The 22,661-nt window shown below is 64.2% G+C and carries 18 protein-coding genes; 11 read left to right on the forward strand and 7 right to left on the reverse strand.

From position 1 onward, the window contains the following. Positions 1-30: 30 nt before the first annotated feature. Positions 31-1,761, reverse strand: a complete 1,731-nt coding sequence (locus CHB88_RS20240; RefSeq protein ID WP_143131388.1) for a phosphoethanolamine transferase — start codon at positions 1,759-1,761, stop codon at positions 31-33. A gap of 189 nt (positions 1,762-1,950) precedes the next feature. On the opposite strand from CHB88_RS20240, the gene CHB88_RS20245 reads away from it, so the two are divergent. Further along, the gene (locus CHB88_RS20245; RefSeq protein ID WP_089401161.1) at positions 1,951-2,745 is read left to right on the forward strand and encodes a sulfite exporter TauE/SafE family protein; all 795 of its coding nucleotides are present in this window, start codon (positions 1,951-1,953) and stop codon (positions 2,743-2,745) included. 18 nt (positions 2,746-2,763) lie between these two features. Next, a complete protein-coding gene (locus CHB88_RS20250) occupies positions 2,764-3,213 on the forward strand; it encodes a PAS domain-containing protein (RefSeq protein ID WP_089401162.1) in 450 nt (149 codons plus the stop codon). A 23-nt stretch (positions 3,214-3,236) separates the two neighbouring features. Here CHB88_RS20250 and CHB88_RS20255 read toward each other — a convergent pair whose 3' ends face one another. From CHB88_RS20255 to CHB88_RS20265, 3 genes are all read right to left on the reverse strand, one after another. After that, positions 3,237-3,473 carry a hypothetical protein gene (locus tag CHB88_RS20255; RefSeq protein ID WP_089401163.1) on the reverse strand — a complete coding sequence of 79 codons (237 nt, stop codon included), beginning with the start codon at positions 3,471-3,473 and terminating at the stop codon, positions 3,237-3,239. A 112-nt stretch (positions 3,474-3,585) separates the two neighbouring features. Beyond that, positions 3,586-5,043 (reverse strand): aldehyde dehydrogenase family protein, encoded by a 1,458-nt coding sequence (locus CHB88_RS20260; protein ID WP_089401164.1) that lies wholly within the window; start codon positions 5,041-5,043, stop codon positions 3,586-3,588. Positions 5,044-5,142: 99 nt separating this feature from the next. Beyond that, a complete protein-coding gene (locus tag CHB88_RS20265; RefSeq protein WP_089401165.1) occupies positions 5,143-6,249 on the reverse strand; it encodes a zinc-binding dehydrogenase in 1,107 nt (368 codons plus the stop codon). Between the two features lie 248 nt (positions 6,250-6,497). Between CHB88_RS20265 and CHB88_RS20270 the strand changes: the two genes are divergently transcribed. The 4 genes from CHB88_RS20270 to CHB88_RS24815 all read left to right on the forward strand — a co-directional run bounded on the left by CHB88_RS20270 (position 6,498) and on the right by CHB88_RS24815 (position 10,216). After that, on the forward strand, positions 6,498-6,965 hold the full coding sequence (locus CHB88_RS20270) for a ProQ/FINO family protein (RefSeq protein WP_089401166.1): 468 nt from the start codon (positions 6,498-6,500) through the stop codon (positions 6,963-6,965). A gap of 457 nt (positions 6,966-7,422) precedes the next feature. Then, the gene (locus CHB88_RS20275) at positions 7,423-8,469 is read left to right on the forward strand and encodes an aromatic ring-hydroxylating oxygenase subunit alpha (RefSeq protein WP_089401167.1); all 1,047 of its coding nucleotides are present in this window, start codon (positions 7,423-7,425) and stop codon (positions 8,467-8,469) included. Between the two features lie 21 nt (positions 8,470-8,490). Continuing rightward, the gene (locus tag CHB88_RS20280; RefSeq protein ID WP_089401168.1) at positions 8,491-9,255 is read left to right on the forward strand and encodes a GntR family transcriptional regulator; all 765 of its coding nucleotides are present in this window, start codon (positions 8,491-8,493) and stop codon (positions 9,253-9,255) included. 658 nt (positions 9,256-9,913) lie between these two features. Further along, complete coding sequence (locus CHB88_RS24815) at positions 9,914-10,216, forward strand: hypothetical protein (protein WP_143131389.1); 303 nt, start codon at positions 9,914-9,916, stop codon at positions 10,214-10,216. A gap of 156 nt (positions 10,217-10,372) precedes the next feature. On the opposite strand, the gene CHB88_RS20285 is transcribed toward CHB88_RS24815, so the two are convergent. Further along, on the reverse strand, positions 10,373-11,560 hold the full coding sequence (locus CHB88_RS20285) for an ABC transporter substrate-binding protein (protein WP_089401169.1): 1,188 nt from the start codon (positions 11,558-11,560) through the stop codon (positions 10,373-10,375). A gap of 357 nt (positions 11,561-11,917) precedes the next feature. Between CHB88_RS20285 and ku the strand changes: the two genes are divergently transcribed. The 3 genes from ku (at position 11,918) to CHB88_RS20305 (ending at position 16,068) form a co-directional block, all read left to right on the forward strand. Beyond that, positions 11,918-12,805 (forward strand): non-homologous end joining protein Ku, encoded by an 888-nt coding sequence (gene ku, locus CHB88_RS20290; protein WP_089401170.1) that lies wholly within the window; start codon positions 11,918-11,920, stop codon positions 12,803-12,805. Positions 12,806-12,826: 21 nt separating this feature from the next. Beyond that, positions 12,827-15,463 carry a DNA ligase D gene (gene ligD / locus CHB88_RS20295; RefSeq protein ID WP_089401171.1) on the forward strand — a complete coding sequence of 879 codons (2,637 nt, stop codon included), beginning with the start codon at positions 12,827-12,829 and terminating at the stop codon, positions 15,461-15,463. A 203-nt stretch (positions 15,464-15,666) separates the two neighbouring features. Beyond that, a complete protein-coding gene (locus CHB88_RS20305) occupies positions 15,667-16,068 on the forward strand; it encodes a hypothetical protein (RefSeq protein WP_143131390.1) in 402 nt (133 codons plus the stop codon). A 108-nt stretch (positions 16,069-16,176) separates the two neighbouring features. Here the strand turns inward: CHB88_RS20305 and CHB88_RS20310 are convergent, their stop codons facing one another. Then, positions 16,177-18,693 carry a sensor domain-containing protein gene (locus tag CHB88_RS20310; protein WP_089401174.1) on the reverse strand — a complete coding sequence of 839 codons (2,517 nt, stop codon included), beginning with the start codon at positions 18,691-18,693 and terminating at the stop codon, positions 16,177-16,179. A 395-nt stretch (positions 18,694-19,088) separates the two neighbouring features. Next, complete coding sequence (locus tag CHB88_RS20315; RefSeq protein ID WP_089401199.1) at positions 19,089-19,751, reverse strand: GntR family transcriptional regulator; 663 nt, start codon at positions 19,749-19,751, stop codon at positions 19,089-19,091. Between the two features lie 178 nt (positions 19,752-19,929). On the opposite strand from CHB88_RS20315, the gene CHB88_RS20320 reads away from it, so the two are divergent. Together CHB88_RS20320 and mdcA are read left to right on the forward strand one after the other, a co-directional pair. Next, a complete protein-coding gene (locus CHB88_RS20320; RefSeq protein WP_089401175.1) occupies positions 19,930-20,898 on the forward strand; it encodes a Bug family tripartite tricarboxylate transporter substrate binding protein in 969 nt (322 codons plus the stop codon). Positions 20,899-20,982: 84 nt separating this feature from the next. After that, complete coding sequence (mdcA, locus tag CHB88_RS20325) at positions 20,983-22,650, forward strand: malonate decarboxylase subunit alpha (RefSeq protein ID WP_089401176.1); 1,668 nt, start codon at positions 20,983-20,985, stop codon at positions 22,648-22,650. The last annotated feature ends 11 nt before the right edge of the window (positions 22,651-22,661 follow it).

Raw genomic sequence — 22,661 nt, forward strand, 5'->3', positions numbered from 1 at the left:
CCTGGCGATGAAGCGCGGCGATCCTTGTCGTCATCGCTCGAGCGGTGCCTCGTTCTGTCCGGCATCGGTCATGCACGGCGCCGCCAGATTCGGCGCACTTCGCGGCCTGGCCTGTGAAAGCCCCATCATGCCGGACACGGTATAAGGGAGCTGGTCATGGCTTGCAGGCATGCTCGTCCTGCTGCTCATGCATTTCAAGTCGATGCCATGGCGCTGCATGAAGCCGGGCGACATCCACAACAGCAGCGGGATGCGCTTCTGCTCCGGGGGAGCGACGGCTGCGGGCGCGCCGTGAAGATGGACGCCATGCTCCCCGAGCGATTCGCCGTGGTCCGACAGGTAGAACAGCGCGGTGTCGAATTTGTCAGCGACTTTTTCCAGTAATCCGATTTGATCCGCCAGCAAGCGATCGGTGTACGCGATCGTGTTGTCGTAGGCATTGACGATTTCCTCGCCGCTGCATGACGTCAGCTCACCGCGGCACGCCGGCTTGAAAATCTCCGCGCTCGGCGGATAGCGCCTGAAGTAATCCGGCCCGTGGCTGCCGATCTGGTGGAAGACGATGAGCGTGTCATCCTTCTTCGTCGCCAGGCTTTCTTCCAGGCCCTGCAGCAGCACCTCGTCGTAGCACACTTCGCCTTCGCACAGACCAGGCGTGCGGCTCTGCCTGAAGTCGATCAGCTTCGCCCTACGCGCCGCGCTCCTGCCGCCGGAATTATTGGTGCGCCATTCGACATCGATGCCGGCATCGATCAGGTCGTCGATGATATTGCGCTCCTTCAGCGCGGAATTGACATCGAAGCGCTGCCGCCCGCGGTAGGAAAACATGCAGGGCAGGGACACGGCGGTGGAGGTGCCGCAGGATTCCACATGGCCGAAGTAGAAGACATGGTCGATGGCGGAAAGTCGCGGATTGGTCGGCCGCGCATAACCGCCCAGCTGGAAGTTCTGGTGGCGCGCGGTTTCACCGATCACCAGGAACACCAGCAGCGGCTTGGCGCCCGGGGGCCGGTTCAGCCGGCGCGGCGGCGTTGCCGAGGCAAGGGATCTGTCATCTTCAAGGCGTTTCAGGTCCGCCATGGCATAGCCGGCCCACGCCTTCACCGCGGCGTTTGGTACGAGGAGGTAATGCAGCCTGGCGTGTTCATCGGCGAAGGCACGAAAGCGGTCGGGGAATGCCGCGATCAGGGCCGCCGCGAGGATGATTGCCGGGCCGATGAACAGGAGCCGATGCCATGCATGCTGGCGCAGGCTGAGCACGGCCAACCGCGACCACCCGACGAAAAATAGCGGCAGGATGCCGAGCAGCAGGGTGTAAGCCACCAGTCTCACGCTCAGCATGCTCGACGCTTCCTGGCTATCTGCCGCGGCGAAGCTGCGGAACATTTCCTGGTCCAGGCCAAGCCCGAAGCTGTCGGCGCAGAAGGCCGCCATGGCGGCCAGCGGAATCAGCACGACCGCCGCCACGCGTGGCAGCAGGCTGCCCGGAATGAGCAGGAGCAGGGCAGTCAGGAAGAGCAGCAGCACGCCGGCGAGGGCGGCGAGGTAGAAGGCATCCGCGGGATGGCCGGTCCAGAAGGCAGCGCCGGCTTCGCGCCAGAAGCGGACGTTGTAGAGCGAGAGAAAGAGCAGGGCCAATGCCAGCGAGAACGACACCGGCGAACGGAAATGCCAGAGGTCCTTGGCTGCAGGACGAATTCGGAGCTTGCCTGAGCGTGGCGCCATATCAGGGAGGGCTAGCCGGGTGGCGGAGATTGACATGCGGCGCAGGGCGCCTACCGGAACCTGCACAGTGTATGTGTTGTGTCCTGCCTGGGTTTGACGAGGCGCAGGCCGAGGCAGGGGAATTCATTCCCGCGGGAATTCGGATTGGAAGTCTGCCACGGTAAGGCGGGGTGCCGGGTTTCAAGCTATAGTCTTCAGGACAAGACAAAAAACAAAGTCCCTCCCATGCTCTGGTTTTCCCTCTACCTTATCGCCGGCGCCCTAGTCGGTTTCCTCGCCGGCCTGCTCGGCATCGGCGGCGGGATGACGCTGGTGCCGATCCTCTCCGCCATGTTCGCCGCCCAGCAGTTCGCCCCCGATCACGTGGTGCACCTCGCGCTCGGCACCGCCATGGCGTCCATCGTCTTCACGTCCACTTCCAGCGTGCGCGAGCATTTCAAGCTGGGCGGGGTGGACCTTGCCATCGTGCGCCGCATGTCGGTGGGCATGGTGGCCGGCAGCCTGCTGGCGACGGTGGCATCCGGCTGGATATCGCAGCGGCACCTGGCGCTGAGCTTCGCCGTGATCGTCTACCTCGGCGCGACGCAGATGATCCTCAACCGCAAGCCGAAGGCGGCGCGCAGCCTGCCGGGCAACGCGGCGCTGATCGCGGTCGGCACGCTCATCGGCATCGTGTGCGGGCTGGTGTCGGCCGGCGGCGCCTTCCTGACCGTGCCCTTCATGCTCTGGTGCGGCGTGCCGATGCGCACCGCCATCGGCACCGCCGCCATGATCGGCATTCCGGTGGCCGTCGTCGGCACCATCGGCTACCTGATCTCCGGCTGGTCGGTGCCCGGCCTGCCGCGCGACGCGGTCGGCTTCATCTCCACCTTCGCGCTGATCGGGCTGGTGTCCGGCAGCGTGCTCACCGCGCCCTACGGCGCGCGCATGGCGCACCACCTGCCGGTGCTGACGCTGCGGCGCATCTTCGCCTGCCTGCTGTATGTGCTGGCGACGAAGATGCTGGTTTCCTACTGGTAGCAAGAGGAGGGACGCATCATGGATGCGCAGATTGACGCCGCCACCTTCATCGAGCAGGCGGCGGATGCCATCGTCATCGCCGCGCCGAACGGCGCCATCACGGTGTGGAACGCGGCGGCCGAGCGGCTGTTCGGTTTCACGAGCGAGGAAGCGCTGGGCCGCTCGCTGGACATCATCATCCCCGAACGTTTCCGGCGCCGGCACTGGGAAGGCTACGATCAGGCGATGCAAAGCGGCTTCAGCCGCTACGGCGCGGACGACCTGCTGCGGGTGCCGGCATTGCACCGGGATGGCAGGGCGCTGTCGATCGCCTTTACCGTCACGATGCTGAAGGACGAGGCGGGGAAGGTGGCGGCGATTGCCGCCATCATCCGCGACGAGACGGCGCGCTGGGCGGAGGAGAAGCAGTTGAAGCAGCGCCTCGCGGCGCTGGAATGCGGGAAGGGCGGCGCTGGCGCGGCAGGCTGAACCGCCGCGTCAAACCCTGGAAATCAAATCCAGGATTCCCGCACCTGCGGATCGTCGCGCTCGCTGCGCTCCATGCGGAACAGGCCCTTGGGCAGCTTGCTGCGCACGTCGATCAGCGTATCGCCCACCACGAAATCGCTAGTCGGCTGATTCAGGTAGAGACGCCGGGCTACGTACTGGTCGGGGAAGTCGACGGGCGATTCATAGACGACCCAGATGGAGCCGTCGTCTTCGGAGAGGGTTGATTCTTTTTTCTTCATTGCTGGCACTTGTCAGGATAAGTCTTTGGGGTGAGCCGGTATGCGAAGCAACTGACCATCGCGGGCGGCAATAAGTTCGCCGCTTCACCCGGGGGCGAAGCGGCGAACTGTATCAGTAGGGCGCGGTCGGCGCCAAGCTCGGCGCATCCGGACGAAACTGGAGGGATTTGGTTTCCAGGAATTCTTCCAGGCCGTGGACGCCCATCTCGCGGCCATGGCCGGACTGCTTGTAGCCGCCGAAGGGCGCGAACAGATTGTAGGCACCGCCGTTGATGTCGACCTGGCCGGTGCGCAGGCGCCGCGCCACCTTCTGCGCCCGCTCGTCGCTGCCCGCCCACACGCCGCCGGCGAGGCCATATGGCGTGCCGTTGGCGATGCGTACCGCCTCTTCCTCGTCGCGGTAGGTGATGATGGACAGCACCGGGCCGAAGATCTCTTCCTGCGCGATGGTGCTGTCCGGCCGCACCCGGCCGAAGATCGTCGGCTTCACGTAATAACCTTTGGGCAGATCGGCCGGCGCATCCGGTCCGCCGCACAGCAGCTCGGCGCCTTCCTCCATGCCCGTGCGGATGTAGCCGCGCACGCGCTCGCGCTGCGCCTCGGAGATGAGCGGGCCGAGCTTGGCGCTGCCGCCGAAGGGATCGCCGACCGTGAACTTCTGCGCCGCCTCGGCCGCGAGCTTCGCCGCTTCCGCGTAGCGCGATTCCGGCACCAGCATGCGGGTGTGGGCGGAGCAGGTCTGGCCGCTGTTCAGGAAGCAGGCATTCACCGTGCCCTTCACCGCCGCGGCGAGATCGGCATCGTCGAGAATGACGGCGGCCGACTTGCCGCCCAGCTCCAGCGCCACCCGCTTGACGCCGGCGGCGGCGACCTCGGAGATGCGCTTGCCGGCGCGGGTCGAGCCGGTGAAGGACACCATGTCGACCTCGGGATGGCGCACCAGCGCTTCCCCGATCACCGGGCCGGTGCCGGTGACGAGGTTGAACACGCCCGGCGGCAGGCCGGCGGCATCGATCACCTCGGCCAGCACGAAGGCATTCAGCGGCGCCACCTCGGACGGCTTCAGCACCACGGTGCAGCCGGCGGCCAGCGCTGCCGCGACCTTGGCGGCGATCTGGTGCAGCGGATAGTTCCACGGCGTGATGCAGGCCACCACGCCCACCGGCTCGCGCACGATGCGCGAATTGCCGGTCACTTCTTCCCACGTGAATTCCCGGGCCAGTTTGGCGTAGTAGCCGAAGTTGGCGATGGGCGAGCCGACCTGGATGGCGGCGGACAGCTTCAGCGGCATGCCGACCTCGCCGCTGATGACCTGCGCCAGCTCCTCGCTGCGCGCCTTCAGGCCTTCCTTGATCCTGGCGAGGCAGTCGCCGCGCGTGGCCGGCGGCAGGGCGCTCCAGCTGTCGAAGGCGGCGCGGGCCGCGGCCACCGCCGCATCCGCATCCTTTTCGTCGCCCTCGGGAATGGTGGCCATCACTTCCTCGGTGGAGGCGTTGATGACGTCGATGGTCTTGGGGCCGGAGGGCGCGACCCATTGGCCGTTGATGTAGAGCTTGTCGCGTTGCTGCATGGTGTTGTCTCCGTGGTGAAGAGCGCCGCGTTGGCCGCGGTCATGGCTGGTGCATGGTAGCACCGGCCCGGCGATGGCACCGGGCCTCGCATCAGCGTGCTAGAACAGGATCACGCCGCGCGCATTGCGCCCGGCCTGCAGGTCGGCGAAGGCTTGCGGCGCCTCGTCGATGCGGTAGGTTCGGGTGATCAGTTCATCCAGCTTCAATCGGTGCGCCCGGTACAGGCCGATCAGGCGCGGGAAGTCCTCGCGCGGCCGGGCCGATCCGAAATAGCTGCCGGTCAGCGTCTTCTCGCCGAAGGTGAGGCTGGCGGTCTTGATGGTGGTGGTGTCCTTCGGGCTGGCCACGCCCACGACCACCGCCGTGCCGCCCTTGCGCAGTACGCCGTAAGCCTGGGCGGCGACTTCTCCATAGCCGACGCATTCGAAGGCATAGTCGGCGCCGCCTTCGGTCAGCTTCAGCAGCGCCTTGACCGGGTTTTCTTCATTCCTGCTGTTGAGGACATGGGTGGCGCCAAACTGGCGCGCCATCTCCAGCTTCGCATCGGAAGTATCGACCGCCACGATCATGCGCGCGCCGGCAATGGCGCAGCCCTGGATGGCGTTGAGGCCGACGCCGCCGCAGCCGAACACCACGGTGATGGAGCCGGCGTCCACCTTGGCGGTGTTGACCGCGGCGCCGACGCCGGTCATCACGCCGCAGCCGATCAGCGCCGCCTTGTCGAGCGGCATGCTGCTGTCGATCTTCACCAGGTTGTCGGCATGCAGGGTGGCATATTCCGCCATCACCCCGCAGCCGGAGAACACATGCAGCGGCTGGCCAGACGCATCCCGGGTGCGCAGGCTGCCGTCGGGCAGGGAGGTGGCCGCCTTGGCGGCCTGGTCGCACAGCTGCGGCCGGCCGGTCTGGCAATAGCGGCACTTGCCGCACATGCTGACGAAGGAACTCACCACATGGTCGCCGACCTGGAAGCCGGTGACGCCCTCGCCGACCTCGATCACGATGCCGGCGCCCTCGTGGCCCAGCACCACCGGCGTCGGGAACGGGATGGTGCCGTTGGTGGCGGACAGGTCGCTGTGGCAGACGCCGCAGGCGGCCAGCTGGATCATCACTTCGCCGCGGCGCGGCGCTTCCACCGTGATCTCCTCCACCGTGACCGGCTCACCGACGCCGCGGCAGACAACGGCTTTTGCTTTCTTCTCCATGGTCTTTCGTCGTGGCTGTTGAATCAGCCCAAACCTTACCCGAATTGACTGCGGCCTGCGCGACATCGCGCAAAACCACGCCCTGGACGGCGATACCGCCGGGAAAACGCCTTTTTCCCACGTCCCGGCTGAAAATCTGCGGCAAACCGCTGCCGACTGTCGCACTACCGTGTAAAGTGAGCGTTTTTCGATTCAGGCAGGCATCAATTGTGATTGCCCGCCGCTCTTTCCGCTTCAAGATTGACGTAATGGACAACACCAGCCCCACGCCCGAGCAAGGCGCCACGCCCGCCCAGGGACCGACGCCGTTCGAATCCGCCCGCCTCCTGCTGAAGGAGCTCAATGACAAGTTCCCGGTGTTCCGCAAGGGCTTGCCGCTGGCCACCGGGATCGACAAGCAGATCATCGGCCGCATGCCGGAGGTCAACCGGCGCGTGCTGCGGATTGCGCTCGGCATTCACACGCATTCGATGCGCTACCTGAAGGCCATGGAGAAGGGAACCACCCGCCATGACCTCGACGAGAACGCCGCCGGCGAGATCACCGATGCCCATCGCGAGCATGCGACCACCATGCTGCAGGAGCGGCTGAAGAAGGATGCCGAGCGCCGCAAGACCGAACGCAAGGCGAGCGAGGCGCAGAAGAAGCAGGAACAGGTGGAGCGCCAGCGCGAGCAGAAGCTGAGCCAGCTGGTGGAGAAGTTCTCCCGTCGCTGAACGGGGCCACCCTTCGGGTTCTTCGCAGTTTCTCCATCGGCCTGAAGCCGGGCTCAGCCGTCCCCCACGGCGGTTGCCCGGCGATGCATTCATTCCCGCTCTGCCGGTTCGCCGCGCTTCCCCTTTTCCCACCTGATCGCCTCCGTGCGATGGCTCGGGCGCAATCCTGCGCTTTTCCTGCCATTTCCTTTTCCGCTGAACCGCCAGGGAATCTCATTTGGCCTCATTGCTTGGGCACTTGCCGCGGCCCGCCTTCCGTTCGATGGGCTTCTCTCGGTTAGACAAAGATGTATACAAATATCGCCAAACAACTTACATAATCCCTGGATGAAGGCGTTTTTCGGAAGAAAATATGGACTTTCGCATCTGAGTTGTATACAGTATGTTTTATTGCATGGATAAAATCGAAAAACATCCTGTGCAGAATCGCTCAACCCATTCAACACAGAGGTAAGACATGTTCCCGAAAAACGCTTGGTACGTCGCCTGCACTCCGGATGAAATCGAGGGCAAGCCGCTCGGCCGCCAGATCTGCGGCGAAAAGATGGTGTTCTATCGCGGTCCCGGCGGCAAGGTCGCCGCGCTGGAAGATTTCTGCCCGCACCGCGGCGCTCCCCTGTCGCTCGGCTTCGTGCGCGACGAGCAGCTGGTCTGCGGCTACCATGGCCTGGAGATGGGCTGCGACGGCAAGACCATTTCCATGCCGCTGCAGCGGGTGCGCGGCTTCCCCTGCATCAAGAGCTTCCCGGTGATCGAGCGCTATGGCTTCATCTGGGTCTGGCCGGGCGAAAAGGAGAAGGCCGATCCGGCCAAGCTGCATCACCTGGCGTGGGCCGAAAGCCCGGACTGGGCCTATGGCGGCGGCCTGTACCACATCAAGTGCGATTACCGCCTGATGGTCGACAACCTGATGGACCTCACGCACGAAACCTACGTGCACTCCACCAGCATCGGCCAGAAAGAGATCGACGAAGCGCCGGTCATCACCAAGACCGAGGGTGACGAAGTCGTCACCAGCCGCTTCATGGAAAACATCATCGCGCCGCCGTTCTGGAAGCAGGCGCTGCGCTTCAACGGCCTGCCGGAAGACGAGCCGGTGGACCGCTGGCAGATCTGCCACTTCCTGCCGCCCAGCCATGTGCTGATCGAGGTCGGCGTGGCGGTGGCCGGCAAGGGCGGCTACAACGCCGATCCGCAATACAAGGCCAGTTCCATCGTGGTCGACTTCATCACGCCGGAAACCGAGACTTCGCACTGGTACTTCTGGGGCATGGCGCGCAACTTCAAGCCGCAGGACCCGGAACTCACCGCCGCCATCCGCGAAGGCCAGGGCAAGATCTTCGGCGAAGACCGCGAGATGCTGGAGAAGCAGCAGGAGAACATCCTCAAGTACCCGGACCGCAAGCTGCTGATGCTGAACATCGATGCCGGCGGCGTGCAGTCGCGCCGCGTCATCGACCGCTACCTGGCGGAAGAGCGCGAAGCCCGCAGCCTGGTCGGCTAAGCAGGCATGCCGGGAGCCGCCATGCCGGACGTCCAGGAACTCAAGCCGGCCGGCGCCGGCCGGGAAGCCTCGCAGACCGACCGCGCCATCATGGGCTTGCGCGATGCGGTGCTGCGCGGCCGCTTCAAGGCCGGCGAGCGCATCGCCGAGGTCGAGGTGGCCGAGCATCTCGGCGTCTCGCGCACGCCGATCCGCGCCGCCATGCAGCGCCTGGCGGAAGAGGGCCTGCTGGAGCCGGTGCAGCCCACCGGCTACATGGTGCGCGCCTTCTCCCAGACCGACATCGCCGACGCCATCGAAGTGCGCGGCACCATCGAGGCGCTGGCGGCGCGGCTTGCCGCCGAGCGCGGCGTGTCGCGCCTGCTGCTGCAGCAGATGCGCGACTGCGTCGCCAAGATGGATGCGGTGTTCGACGACGCCCTCAGCGACGAGGAGCAGCTGCGCCAGTATGCGCAGTACAACGAGCGCTTCCACGCGCTGATCATGGAAGCCTCCGGCAGCGACATGGTGCAGCGGGCGCTCGGCCGGGTAGTGTCGCTGCCTTTCGCCTCGCCCAATGCCTTCGTCTCGGCCCAGGCCATTCTGCCGGGCTCGCTCGCCATCCTGCGCGTGGCGCAGATGCAGCACCACGACATCGTCGACGCCATCGAAGCCCGCTCCAGCGCGCGGGTGGAGGCGCTGGTGAAGGAACATTCACGCATCGCCCACAAGAACCTGGAACTGGCACTGCGCAATGCGGATGCGCTGGATCAGGTGGTGGGGGCGCCGTTGATTAAGCGGGCTTGAGATCTAACTGTCCGCATCGGATTTGTCAGGAGCGTGTTGCTTGACTTCTCGAGACGCACCAATGTTTACCATTACGCGCCTGTGCAGATGATTCGAGAGGTAAATAGCGTCGGGAGCGCTTGGCGATCAAGCTTCTATATAGCACATCAACCTTGGCTTCTGACCGCACTAGAATTTGGGGTCCAATGGTCTGATCGATCTATTAGGTGCAGAGACTTCTTAGCTTGTGAACTGCTTAATGGTGAAGTGTGGTAGATCGGTCAGTCGTTATTGCCGCCGCCACTGCTTAAATCCGTCCGACTGAAAAGAGAACTTGAATTAGCCTTAGCACGGCAGCCATCTTGGCCAAAGCCGTTGGTGGTCGAATGCAGCTTCGGTTAACAGCATCAAAAGCGGAGCCTTCGAGCGTGCTACGGAAAGCATACCGAGATGCAGGAAACGTTTCTGCAATTAAAACTACATTATCAGTTGCTGGAAAACATCACACAGCTCGTTCTGCAATTCTTTTGCAAGGCGCTCTTTGCCAACCGACCTTCGAAAAACTTCGTAATAGATTAGATAAATTTACACTGTGGCATATGCCTTGCTTGAGGGGATGTCTCTTACTCAGCCGCTAAAGAGCACCTTTTAATATCTCCTTTAATAGGGCCATATTGATATGCAAGTAAACAACGTAATTGCGAAAACTTCCCACAGCAAAAGTTCATCTCCCATTCCCAACTTATCAAAGGAAGCAATTTCAAAAAGCAAGGAATGTGAAAAGGCGATGAATCAGTTTAAGGGGGCGGTATGGGGTGGCGCAGTCAATGGAGCTTTACTTGGTATTTCTTTTCACATGGGCTGGGCCAAAGTTTTTGTGAGTAGTCTAGTGGGAACTTTTTCATCCATTGCGCTCATGATGAATAGACATGACGCTGCAGTGCGTGCATGCACAAATCAGCAACCGAAAAAAACGAATTGAATACTTCCCTTTGAAGCATTAACTAACTGATTGATCAGGAAGTTGCGAGCAAAAGCAAAGAACAACATTGCTTTCTCCGAAATTGAAAACGCCCCGCCCGCAATGCGGGACGGGGCGGTTAAAAATCGCTGAGCTGTTTCAATCGTCGCCTAGAAATCAAGCTCCCGGATCAGCAAACTTCTCAATCTTGTCGAACTCCACATTCCACGGCTGGCCGTTGATCATCTCCGCCTTGCGGATGTAGATGGTCTGCACCATGTCGCGGGTGTTCGGGTCGATGGTCACCGGGCCGCGCACGCTGGTCCACGACAAGCCCTTCATCGCCGCCAGCAGCTTGTCGCCGTTGCTGTCGCCATTGGTCTTCTTCAGCGCCTCGTACAGCGCATGCATGCCGTCGTAGCCGCCCACCGAATGGAAGTTCGGACGCATGCCGGGATTGGCCTTCATGAAGTCGGCCACGTAGGCCTTGTTCTCCGGCGACGGATGCGCGGCCGAGTAGTGCTGGCTGCTGATGACGCCCACCGCCGGCTGGCCGATCGACGGCAGCAGTTCGTCGTCGAGCACGTCGCCGGTGCAGATGAGCTTGATGCCGGCGGCCGCCAGGCCGCGGTCGTTGAACTGCTTCATCAGGCCGGCGCCTTCGCCCGACGGCACGAAGACGAACAGCGCTTCCGGCTTGGCATCCTTGGCGCGCTGCAGGAAGGGCGCATAGTCGGGATTACGCAGCGGCACGCGCAGCGATTCGGCGATCTTGCCGCCGCCTTCGGTGAAGAACTTGGTGAAGGTCTTCTCCGCGTCCAGGCCGGGGCCGTAGTCGCTGACCAGGGTGATGGCGCTCTTGATGTTGTTCTTCGTGGCCCACTGCGCCAGCGGGGCGGTGATCTGCGGCACGGTGAAGCCGGTGCGCACGATGTAGGGCGAGCGCTGCGGGATGATGGAGGTGGCGGCGGCCATGACGACCATCGGCACCTTGGCTTGCGTGGCCACCGGCGCGGCGGCCAGCGCCAGCGGGGTCAGGCCGAAGCCGGCGAGCACCGCGACCTTGTCGCGCGACACCAATTCCTGCGCCAGACGCTTGGTGACTTCGGGGTTGACGCCGCCGTCATCCTTGATGATGACTTCGACTTTACGGCCGGCAACGCTGTCGCCGACCTTCTGCTGGTAGAGCTTGACGGCGGCTTCGATCTCCTTGCCGGTGGAGGCGAAGGGGCCGGACATCGGCAGGATCAGGCCGACCTTGACCGGGTCGGCGGCGAAGGCGACCAGCGGCGACATGCCGGCGGCGACGGCCGCGGTGCCGCCGATCAGCAGGGTGCGGCGGCGGGAGTTGACTTGGTGTGACATGACTTGCTCCTTGTTCCTTGGGGTGGTGTCGCTGTTGATGGTTATTGGTGAGGTCAGCGACGATCGATTTTACCAAGGCGATAACAAATCGGCAGGAGAGGAACCGGGGTTTCATGTAGCGAGTTTGTATCCGATGTATCTGTCTGCGCGGCGGCGCGGTAGTGGTCGGTGAAGTGGGGAGCTCGCTTGCAGTGCGCTCGCGCCGATGACGAGGCAGCGCATCGACGCATCTCTGTCGAATCGCTTCGCCAAACTCTGTGCGCCGATGTGCGAGGCGATTGTCGCCAAAGAACTTCACTTCTCGCCTGCTGTCGTAATGACAACGTCGCCATCGACTTCATCGAGGACATTCCCATCATGCCCCGTGCCATCTGGAAAGGCGCTCTCAACGTCGGCCTGCTTAACGCGCCCGTGTCGCTCATGCCGGCCACCCATCAGGACGAAATCGATTTCGACTGGCTCAAGCGCGACACGCTGCAGCCGGTCGGCTACAAGCGGGTGGTGAAGGAAACCGGCGAGGAGGTGGCGCGGGAGGATATCGTCAAGGCGGTCAAGACCGAAGGCGGCAAGTATGTGCTGCTGTCGGACGAGGAGATACGTTCGGCGAACGTAAAGGCCGCGCACAGCATCGCCATCCAGTGCTTCGTGCCGGCGGAGGACGTGAATTTCCTGTTCTACGAGACGCCGTATTACCTGCAGCCGGCCAAGGGCAGCGAGAAGGTGTACGCGCTGCTGCGCGAAGCGCTGTTCCGGGCGCGGAAGATCGGCATTGCGCTGATCGTGCTGCACCAGAAGCAGCATCTGGCGGCGGTGATTCCGACGCCGCAGGCGCTGGTGCTCAACACGCTGCGCTGGGCCATCGAAGTCAACGACACCGAGGGACTCGCGCTGCCGCCGAAAGGCGTGCGCGGCGCCGGCTTGAGCGAGCGCGAGATCGCCATGGCGACGCAGCTCATCGACGGCATGACCGAGCCGTGGGACCCGGAGCGTTACCGCGATACCTTCCGCGACGACATCATGGCCATGGTGGAGAGGAAGCTGGCCGAGGGCCAGGCCGACAAGGTGATCGAGACGCCGCCCGAGCCGGAAGCGGAGGCGGAGGAAACCGAGACCGATCTCACCGCTTTGCTTCGGCAAAGCCTGCAGGGCATGACCGCGCCGCGCACCGGCGCGCCCGCGCGCATGCCGCCGCCATCGGCGCGGAAACCGGCCCGCACGCGGGCGGCGAAAAGCGGCATGCATTGATCCGGCGACAAGGAGGCTTCCATGCCAGGCAAAGTTTCCCTCACCCGCGAGAAACGCACATTCCCCATTGCGCCCGACGTTCCGAACGAGCCCGCATCGGCGCAGGAAGCATCGCGCTTCGTCGTGCACCGCCACGCGGCGAGCCGGCTGCACTACGACCTGCGGCTGGAGCTCGATGGCGTGCTGAAGAGCTGGGCACTGCCGAAAGGGCCCAGCCTGGATCCTGTGCAGAAGCGGCTGGCGGTGCAGGTCGAGGACCATGCGCTGAGCTACATCGCCTTTGAAGGCCGCATTCCGGACGACCAGTACGGCGCGGGCGACGTATCGGTCTGGGACAGCGGCACCTGGCAGCCGGATGGCGATCCGGAGCGGGGCCTGCGTACCGGCAAGCTGAAATTCGAACTGCACGGGACCAGGCTGCAGGGGCGGTGGAACCTGATACGGACCCGCATGCCGGGCAAGAAGGAGGGCGGCGGGGAGCAATGGCTGCTCATCAAGGAGAAGGATGAGGCGGCGCGCTCGACGCGCGACGTCGACGTGACGGCCGAGCCGCCGGCTGAAACGAATGCATCGGCGATGCCGGCTGCGAAGACGGCACCCTCGGCTGCCCGAAACGCTGCCAAGGCATCGCGCGGCGCAGGAAAGCGTTCGACTGCCAATTCGACCTCGGGCGACGCCGGCCGCAGCAGCCATGCGCCTTTCGCAGCGCTGCCCGAAATGGTCATGCCCCAGCTCGCGACGCTCGTCGATGGCGTGCCGGAGCAGGGCGAATGGATCTATGAGCTCAAGTTCGACGGCTATCGCATCCTCGCCCGTGTAGAAGGCGGCGAAACGCGGCTGGTAACGCGCGACGGCAAGGACTGGACCGCGAAGCTGGCGCCGATACGGGATGCGATCGTTGCCCTCGGGCTGAAGGACGGTTGGCTCGACGGCGAGATCGTGGTGATGGACGGCCAGGGCATTCCCTCGTTCCAGCTGCTGCAAAATGCCTTCGACGAAAAGCGCGGCGCGCAGATTCTCTACTTCCTGTTCGACCTGCTGCATCAGGACGGGCATGACCTGCGGCAGCTGCCATTGATGGAACGGCGCGCGCGCCTGCAAGCGCTGCTGGCAGGCTTGCCGCAGGATGGTCCGCTGCGTTTCAGCGCGCCGATGCGGGAAGCGCCGCAGCAGCTGCTCGACGGCGCCTGCCGCATGGGCATGGAAGGCATCATCGGCAAGCTGGCCGATTCGCGCTACCGCGGCGGCCGCAGCGCCGAATGGATCAAGCTGAAGTGCCGCAAGCGCCAGGAATTCGTGATCGCCGGCTATACCGATCCGCAGGGCAAGCGCGAACTGTTCGGTTCGCTGCTGCTCGGCGTGTATGACGATGACGGCCGCCTGCACTACGCCGGCCGGGTCGGCACGGGCTTCGATCGAACGCGACTGCAAACGGTGTACCGGCAGCTGCAGCGCCTCGGCCAGGCACGGGCGCCATTCGCCGAATTGCCGGCGGCGGCCCGGCGGCTGGACGCGCACTGGGTGAAGCCGACACTGGTGGCGGAAATCTCCTTCGCCGAATGGACCCGCGGCGGCCTGGTGCGGCAAGCGGTGTTCCATGCCCTGCGCCAGGACAAGCCGGCGACGCAGATCCGGCGCGAGCAGGCGGTCGCGGCAGCAAACGTCGCGCCGAGGGAGGACACGGCGAAGGCTGCAGTGGTCAAGCCAGCGGTTGCCGGTCCGGCCGGCCGCATCGGCAGAAAAACCTCCGGCGCGAAGAACGATGCCCCTGCCGATGTGGCCGGCGTTCGCATCACCCATCCGGAGCGCATCATCGACAGCGCGAGCGGCCGCGCCAAGATCGATGTCGCCCGCCATTACGAAGCCGTGGCGGAACGCATGCTGCCCTTCCTCGCCAACCGGCCGGTGTACCTGCTGCGCGCGCCCGAAGGCGTGGCGGGCGAGAAGTTCTTCCAGAAGCATCTCGGACGCACGCCGATCTCCGGCGTGCGGCAGCTCGACCCGGCCATCGATCCGTCGCATCCGCCGCTGCTGGCGATCGATTCGGTGGAAGCGCTGGTGTCCGCCACGCAGATGGGCGTGATCGAATTCCACCTGTGCGGCGCCACCGCCGACCGCATCGACAGGCCGGATTGCATGGTGTTCGACCTCGATCCCGATCCGGGCCTGCCGTGGGAGCGGATGCAGGAAGCGGCGCTGAAGGCCAGGGCGCTGCTGGATGAACTCGACCTGCGCAGCTTCCTCAAGACCAGCGGCGGCAAGGGGCTGCACCTGGTCGTGCCGCTGGCGCGCCGCCATCCATGGAAAGACGTGACCGAGTTTTCCGAGGCGGTGACGCGTCGCCTCGCGCAGGCGCATCCCGATCTCTTCAGCGCCAAGATGGGCGCGCAAAACCGGGTCGGGCGGGTATTCGTCGATTACCTGCGCAATCAGCGTTATGCCAGCACGGTGGCGCCTTATTCACTGCGGGCGCGTCCGGGATTGGGCGTGGCAACGCCGCTGGCATGGGATGAGCTCGATTCGCTCACTGGCGCGGCGATGTGGAATATCGATACGCTCCCGGCACGCATGGCCTCGCTCGATCACGATCCCTGGGCTGACTACTTCCTGAAGAAGCAACAACTGACGGCCGTCATGCGGAGAAAGCTGGGGATGTGAGGTTTTCGGCCGGCTGGTCTGCGGGTATCGGCCGGCCGAGTGTGGCAAACGCGACAAAACGAATGTGTGTCGTTGTCAAAATAGCATTGTTAAATATACAATGTTGTCATTAATGCCATAAAGCAAGGCTGACTGTCATCTTTAGCAGTTGGCTGCCTTCAGTCTCGATCCAGAGACATCCATATACTTCTACGGTGTTCACCATGACGCGCTGCTCAACGGCTTTCAACGATGTCCCCCGCATTCCCCTGGGCGAATCCGCGTCCGGGCCTGTCGTCCCGGGCATGGCGCCCAATTCCGCCATGACGGCCGGTTCCTCTCCCCATCCCCAGTCCTTCGCGGAAGAGGTGGCCAAGATCGAACGAGATATCCAGCAGCTTGCCAACCAGTGGGACCTCCACCGAGGCGCGTTGCCGGCAAGCCTGGAGGCGCAACGGCAGGAACTGAGCCGCAAGATCAGCGACCTGATCATCGCCGGATGCATGGATGCGATCGGATCGAAACGGCTCGTTGGTCCGATCGTCGCCAACCTCAGCTCGCTCCAGGCCTTCCTGTCCAAGCTGCCTTCGCTCCATGGCGGAAGCGGGCCGCAGCCGACCGCCTAGCATTTCGGATCGGCCGGGAGCGATAGTACCGACCTCGCGCCGACCCCGTCTTCGCCTCCCGGGGAAAGCGGCTTCAGTCTTCCTGCCGAGAGCGGTTGGGCGCTCGGCTCATGGCAGCAAAGCCATTCCCGCCTCGGCTTGCCGTCCCGAGCCAGCCAGTCTGTTCTCCCATCCTTCCTGCAAAAGCGCCTCGAACGCATTGGGCGCCAGCGGCGCGCTGACGCAAAAGCCCTGGGCTTCGTCGCACGCCTGGCGACGAAGGAATTCCAGCTGCTCTTTCGATTCCACGCCTTCCGCCACCACCGACAGCTTGAGCGCGTGGGCGAGGTTGATCATTGCCTGCACCAGCTGATCGGGGCTGATGCCTTCCGGATGTTCGTGCAGCAGGAAGGAGCGGTCGAGCTTGACGCAGTCGAGCGGAAAGCGGCACAGGTAGGCGAGGGAAGAGTGGCCGGTGCCGAAGTCATCCACCGCGAGGCGGATGCCGAGCGCCTTCAGCTGCTTCATCATGCTGGCGGCGCGGTCCCGGTCTTCGATCATGCAGGTCTCGGTCAGCTCCAGTTCCAGCAGCCGGGGCGGCAGCGCGCTGACGCGAAGCGCATCCGCCACCGTCGCCACCAGTTCGGCGCTGCGCAACTGCCGGGTCGAGAGGTTGACCGACACCTGGAGAGACAGACCGTAACGGCGGTTCCATTCCTGGGTCTGGCGCGCCGCCTGCCCCAGCACCCAGGCGCCGATCTCGTCGATCAGGCCGGTTTCCTCGGCCAGCGGGATGAACTGTGCCGGCGAAATCGCCCCCAGTTCCGGATGCGTCCAGCGCAGCAGCGCTTCCATGCCGCCGATCTGCAGCGTGCGCAGATCCATGCGCGGCTGGTAATGCACTTCGAACTGGCCGCGCTGCATGGCATGCCGCAAGGCCGACTGCAGCAGCAGCCGGGTGCGGATGGCGGCGCCCATTTCGGCGGTGAAGAAGCAATAGCTGCCGCCGCCGCCGGCCTTGGCGCGGTAGAGCGCGGTATCGGCGTTCTGCAGCAAAACTTCGCTGCTTTCGCCATCCTGCGGATACAGGCTGATGCCGATCGAGGTGCTGCCCTTGATCTCATGCCCGTCCACGCTGACCGGTTCCTCCACCGCGGCGCACAGCTTCTGCGCGATGCGGGTGGCGGACGTGGCGCCGTACTTGCACTCGGCAACCACCACGAACTCATCGCCGCCGAGACGGGCCACGATGTCGTCGGGACGCACGCTCTGCGTCAGGCGCCGCGCGATCGTCTGCAGCAGACGGTCTCCGGCCGCATGGCCGAAGGAATCGTTGACTTCCTTGAAGTCGTCGAGGTCGATGAAGAACACCGCCTGCGGCACCGCACCGCGCCGGTCGTTCAGGCGCTGCTTCAGGCGCTCGTCGAGCAGCGCCCGGTTCGGCAGCTCGGTCAGCACGTCGCGGGTGGCCAGCCGCTCCAGCGCGCGCGCCGCCTTCACTTCGGCGGTGACGTCGCGCGAGACGCCGCGGTAGCCGCAGAACAGGCCGTTTTCGCTGAAGGGTTCGCCGGACATCCGGATATGCCGCACCATGCCCGGATTGCCCGGGGCCAGGGCCGGATAGGTCACATCGCGGAACGGCCGCCGCTTGACTATGGCATCGATGCAGGCAAGGAAGCCGGGGTCGTCATGGTCGGCGGTGGTGTCATGGAAGGTGGTGCCGAGCAGCTGCTCGGGCGAAAGCCGCAGCCGGGTGTAGAAGCCGTCCGAGAAAAACGTGAAGCGGCCCTCGGCATTGGTTTCCCAGTACCAGTCGGAGGACAGCGACGTCAGGCTGCGGAAGCGTTCCTCGCGCCGCACCAGTTCCCGCTCCGCCTCGAGCTGGGCGGTGATGTCGCGCGCCACCGCGACGATGCCGCTGCGCTCGCCGGTCTTGGCGTCGCGAATGGTGCGGGTGCTCGTGCCGAGCCATACCCAGTGCCCGAGCTTGTGGCGGAAGCGAAGGTTGATCAGGCGCAGGCGCGACGTGCCGGGGGCTGGCGGCCGGCTGCTCAGGATGAGATCGTCCGGGTGGATGTGGTCGTAGACCCGGGTGCCGATCAGCTCCTGCGGCCGATAGCCGAGAATGTCGAAGTGCGAAGGCGAAACGTAGACATAGTTGCCGGCGGCGTCGCAGTGAGAAATCAGGTCCAGGGCGTTCTCGGTCAGCAGCCGGTGCTCCGCCTCGCTGTGCGCCAGCCGCTTGCGGTCTTCATAGGTCGCGGTGATATCGACCAGCGCGCCGAGATAACCCGTCAGCCGGCCGGCCGGGTCCAGCCGTGGCGCGGCGCTGCTCAGCATCCAGCGTTCGCTGCCGTCGCTGCGCAGAATGCGGTACTGGACCTGGTATTCGGCCTGCCGCCGTTTCGCCTCCTGCACCACCGCCGTCACCCGCGGCAGATCCTCCGGATGAATGAAGGGCTGCCAGTCGGCGATGTGCACAAGGCAAGGCGTCTCCAGTCCTTTCATCGCGCCCGGATTGAGGTACACGCAGCGGCCATCGGCGTCTGCTTCCCAGATGATCATCTCGGCCTCGTCCGTCAGCCTGCGCGCAAGCATGCGCCGGCTCACGTCGGAGCAAGACGCCATATCGGTTGAATTGGTCATTTCTGTCTCGCTGGCCGATCGCCGGGAGGGATCCGCATCAGGCGCCCATCATCTGGAGCCTTGTTTTCCAGCATTTATTTTATTAACTAAGTGCAATATATCCTGACTTTCGGCGGCGCGTTCAACAAGTCGTTTTCGCCGCGCGTGTTTATACAGTGGCATTGATAATAGTCAATAAATTTCCATGTTGCAATAAAGCTTGCTCTCGCTAAGTCACTGTTTATTCGGCAAATTTGCGTGGCGAAAATCCCACTTATTGGAACGTTATTCTCTATTGGCTTTTTCTTTTTTTTGATGCAGAATGCGTCAGCAGTCAAAAAAATCCATCTCAAAGGAAGATGAGGAGACAAGCAAAAGCCCGCATCGCAAGATGCGGGCTTTTCTACTTTCCGGGGTCAGGCGGTGCGCGGCGCAAGCTGGTTCAGGAAGGCGATCAGGTCCGCGAAGCGCTCGCCCTGGATCATGATGTGGCCGCGCAGCAGCTCGGCCGTGCGCTCGCCATTGCCTTCGCCGATCGCATCCACGATGGCTTGGTGCTCGTTGAAGGAATTTCCGATGCGGTCGCGCACCCGCAGCTGCAGGCGGCGGTAGGGACGCAGCCGCCGCCTCAGGATGCGTGCCTGCTCGGCGAGGAAGGCATTGTGGCTGCCGGCATACAGCGCTTCGTGAAAATCCTCGTTGCGGTAGTAATAGTCATCCGGATCGCGGTTGTCGGCCGCTTCGCGGCAGGCGAGGTGAACTTCCTTCAAGCGCTGCTGCTCCTCTGGCGACATGCGCCGCGCGGCCAGCCGGCCGCACATCGCTTCCAGCTCCGCCATCACCTCGAACATTTCCACCAGCTGCTGCGGCGGTATCTCGGCCACGATGGCGCCGCGCCGCGGCCGGATGACGATCAGACCCACCGAGGCCAGCTGGATGAGCGCTTCCCGGATCGGCGTGCGCGACACGCCGAAGCGATTCGCCAGCTCGGTCTCATCCAGATGCTCGCCGGGCCGGACGGCGCCGGTGGCGATCATCTCCTCGATGGAGTCACGCAGCGTTTCCGAGCGGTTTTTCATGGCTTCCCTGATCAAATACCTATTTCATTACTTTAATGTGTAACAGCCGCTTGCAAAAGTATTTTTTAAAGCTATTCTTGTATACAAGATGGGAGGTAAGGCATAAACAATAACTTTCAATAAAGCAACATAGTCGATAGACTGCGATTTCCATCCAAAACAAAATGAGGAGACAACCATGGTTTTGAAACGCGTAGTGATGCTTGCGGCCGGTGTTGCCCTGTCCGCTTCCTGTTTTGCCCAATCCGGCTGGCCGGCGCGCCCGATCACCGTCATCGTGCCCTTCCCGGCGGGCGGCGGCACCGATACCTTCGCCCGGCCGCTCGCTGCCCAGCTCACCAAGCAGCTCGGCAAGCAGGTCATCATCGACAACCGCGGCGGCGCCGGCGGCACCCTCGGCGCGAATATCGCCGCCAAGTCCACGCCGGACGGCTACACCTTCTTCATGGGCGCGGTGCATCACGCCATCGCCCCGGCCATCTATCCGAAGCTGGACTACGACATCGAGAAGGACTTCACGCCGATCGGACTGGTGGCCACCCCGCCGCAGGTGATCGTCATCAACAGCCAGCGCGTGCCGGTCAACGACCTGAAATCCTTCGTCGACTACGCCAAGAAGAATCCGGGCAAGCTGAACTTCGGCTCGGCCGGCAACGGCACCTCGCACCACCTCGCCGGCGAACTGTTCAAGCTGCAGACCAAGACCCAGATCACCCATGTGCCGTACAAGGGCGCCGGCCCGGCGCTGCAGGACCTGATGGCCGGCCAGATCGACACCATGTTCGATGGCCTCGGCTCCTCCGCCGGCCACATCAAGGCCGGCCGCATCAAGGCGCTGGCGGTGGCGTCGCAGAAGCGGGCGCCCGGCTTCCCGGACATCCCGACCGCCGAGGAAGCGGGCGTGCCGGGCTACAACGTCTCCACCTGGTATGGCCTGTGGGCGCCGAAGAACGTGCCGCAGGACATCGTCGACCGCATGGCGAACGAGCTCAAGACCGCTCTCGCCAATCCGGACATCCAGTCGCGCTGGCACAGCAACGGCAGCGAAGTGCCGCAGATGTACCGCGCCGATTTCGGCAAGATGGTGAAGTCGGAGATCGACCTCTGGGCCAAGGTGGTCAAGGAAGCCAACGTCAAGCTCGACTGATCCGCTCTCCCGGGCGGTCCGGCTGATCGGCCCGGCCGCCATCCGATTTTCAAACCACAACGCCATTTCTAGCGAAGGAAAGCGATGGGCGCGCCCGAACGCATCTGGAATCATCAGCAAGAGAACCGAACTCGCCGCCTGCAGCGCGCCGCCGGCACGCTCGGCGCCGACCTCGCCGGCAAGCAATGCCCCGCCGCCCGCATCGCCGACCTGATGCACGCCGTGCTGGAGCCCGGCGACCGCGTCTGCCTGGAAGGCAACAACCAGAAGCAGGCCGACTTCCTCGCCAGGGCGCTGGCCGCCCTCGACCCGGCCCGAGTCAACAACCTGCACATGCTGCAGTCGGTGCTGGCCCTGCCGGAACACCTCGATGTGTTCGACAAGGGCATCGCCTCCAGGCTGGACTTTTCCTTCTCCGGGCCGCAAGCCGCGCGCCTGGCCAGGCTGGCTTCCGCCGGCAAGCTCAACATCGGCGCCATCCATACCTACCTGGAGCTGTTCGGCCGCTACTTCATCGATCTCACCCCGCGCGTGGCGCTGGTGGCGGCACAGTCTGCCGACCGCTACGGCAACCTCTACACCGGCCCGAATACCGAGGACACGCCGGCCATCGTCGAAGCCACCGCCTTCAGGAGCGGCATCGTCATCGCCCAGGTCAACGAAGTGGTGGATGAGCTGCCGCGCATCGACATCCCGGCCGACTGGGTCGACTTCGTGGTGCCGGCGCCCACGCCGCACTACATCGAGCCGCTGTTCACCCGCGACCCGGCCCAGATCTCGGAAGTGCAGGTGCTGATGGCGATGATGGCCATCAAGGGCATCTATGCCGAATACCAGGTGGAGCGCCTGAATCATGGCATCGGCTTCGACACCGCCGCCATCGAGCTGCTGCTGCCGACCTACGCCGCCTCCCTCGGCCTGAAGGGGAAGATCGCCAGCCACTGGGCGCTGAATCCGCATCCGGCGCTGATTCCCGCCATCGAGGCCGGCTTCGTGCAGTCGGTGCATTCCTTCGGCTCGGAGCTCGGCATGGAAGACTACATCCGCGCCCGCTCCGACGTCTTCTTCGTCGGCCCGGATGGCTCGATGCGCAGCAACCGTGCCTTCTGCCAGGCCGCCGGCCACTATGCCTGCGACATGTTCATCGGCTCCACGCTGCAGATCGATCTGCAGGGCAACTCCTCCACCGCCACCCTGGGCCGCATCTCCGGCTTTGGCGGCGCGCCCAACATGGGTTCCGATGCGCGCGGCCGGCGCCATGTGAGCCCCGCCTGGCTCAAGGCCGGCGAGCAGGCGCGCGCCGGCAGCAACCGCATCCCGCGCGGCCAGAAGCTGGTGGTGCAGATGGTGGAGACCTTCCGCGAGCACATGCAGCCGGCCTTCGTCGAGCGCCTCGACGCCTGGCAGCTGGCCGAGCAGGCCGGCATGGCGATCCCGCCGGTGATGATCTACGGCGAGGACGTTACCCACATCCTGACCGAGGAAGGCATCGCCAACCTGCTGCTGTGCCGCAGCGACGAGGAGCGCGAGCAAGCCATCCGCGGCGTGGCCGGCTACACCCCGGTGGGCCTGGGCCGCGACAAGCGCATGGTGGAGAACCTGCGCGACCGCGGCGTCATCCGCCGCGCCGAGGACCTCGGCATCGACAAGCGCCTGGCCAGCCGCGACCTGCTGGCGGCCAAGACCATGAAGGACCTGGTGCGCGCTTCCGGCGGCCTGTACGACCCGCCCAAGCGCTTCCGCAACTGGTAAGACGCCTACAG

This window comes from Noviherbaspirillum humi (assembly GCF_900188095.1).
GTDB lineage: Bacteria > Pseudomonadota > Gammaproteobacteria > Burkholderiales > Burkholderiaceae_D > Noviherbaspirillum > Noviherbaspirillum humi.

Excerpts from the sequence above, each read along its gene's own strand:
- CHB88_RS20245 (WP_089401161.1), top strand. The coding sequence starts at position 1,951 with ATGCTCTGGTTTTCCCTCTACCTTATCGCCGGCGCCCTAGTCGGTTTC.
- CHB88_RS20310 (WP_089401174.1), bottom strand. The coding sequence starts at position 18,693 with ATGACCAATTCAACCGATATGGCGTCTTGCTCCGACGTGAGCCGGCGC.
- CHB88_RS20260 (WP_089401164.1), bottom strand. The coding sequence starts at position 5,043 with ATGCAGCAACGCGACAAGCTCTACATCAACGGCCAATGGGTCGCGCCC.
- CHB88_RS20315 (WP_089401199.1), bottom strand. The coding sequence starts at position 19,751 with ATGAAAAACCGCTCGGAAACGCTGCGTGACTCCATCGAGGAGATGATC.
- CHB88_RS20270 (WP_089401166.1), top strand. The coding sequence starts at position 6,498 with ATGGACAACACCAGCCCCACGCCCGAGCAAGGCGCCACGCCCGCCCAG.
- CHB88_RS20265 (WP_089401165.1), bottom strand. The coding sequence starts at position 6,249 with ATGGAGAAGAAAGCAAAAGCCGTTGTCTGCCGCGGCGTCGGTGAGCCG.
- CHB88_RS20255 (WP_089401163.1), bottom strand. The coding sequence starts at position 3,473 with ATGAAGAAAAAAGAATCAACCCTCTCCGAAGACGACGGCTCCATCTGG.
- ligD (WP_089401171.1), top strand. The coding sequence starts at position 12,827 with ATGCCAGGCAAAGTTTCCCTCACCCGCGAGAAACGCACATTCCCCATT.
- mdcA (WP_089401176.1), top strand. The coding sequence starts at position 20,983 with ATGGGCGCGCCCGAACGCATCTGGAATCATCAGCAAGAGAACCGAACT.
- CHB88_RS24815 (WP_143131389.1), top strand. The coding sequence starts at position 9,914 with ATGCAAGTAAACAACGTAATTGCGAAAACTTCCCACAGCAAAAGTTCA.
- CHB88_RS20250 (WP_089401162.1), top strand. The coding sequence starts at position 2,764 with ATGGATGCGCAGATTGACGCCGCCACCTTCATCGAGCAGGCGGCGGAT.
- CHB88_RS20285 (WP_089401169.1), bottom strand. The coding sequence starts at position 11,560 with ATGTCACACCAAGTCAACTCCCGCCGCCGCACCCTGCTGATCGGCGGC.
- CHB88_RS20275 (WP_089401167.1), top strand. The coding sequence starts at position 7,423 with ATGTTCCCGAAAAACGCTTGGTACGTCGCCTGCACTCCGGATGAAATC.
- CHB88_RS20240 (WP_143131388.1), bottom strand. The coding sequence starts at position 1,761 with ATGTCAATCTCCGCCACCCGGCTAGCCCTCCCTGATATGGCGCCACGC.
- CHB88_RS20305 (WP_143131390.1), top strand. The coding sequence starts at position 15,667 with ATGACGCGCTGCTCAACGGCTTTCAACGATGTCCCCCGCATTCCCCTG.
- CHB88_RS20280 (WP_089401168.1), top strand. The coding sequence starts at position 8,491 with ATGCCGGACGTCCAGGAACTCAAGCCGGCCGGCGCCGGCCGGGAAGCC.
- CHB88_RS20320 (WP_089401175.1), top strand. The coding sequence starts at position 19,930 with ATGGTTTTGAAACGCGTAGTGATGCTTGCGGCCGGTGTTGCCCTGTCC.
- ku (WP_089401170.1), top strand. The coding sequence starts at position 11,918 with ATGCCCCGTGCCATCTGGAAAGGCGCTCTCAACGTCGGCCTGCTTAAC.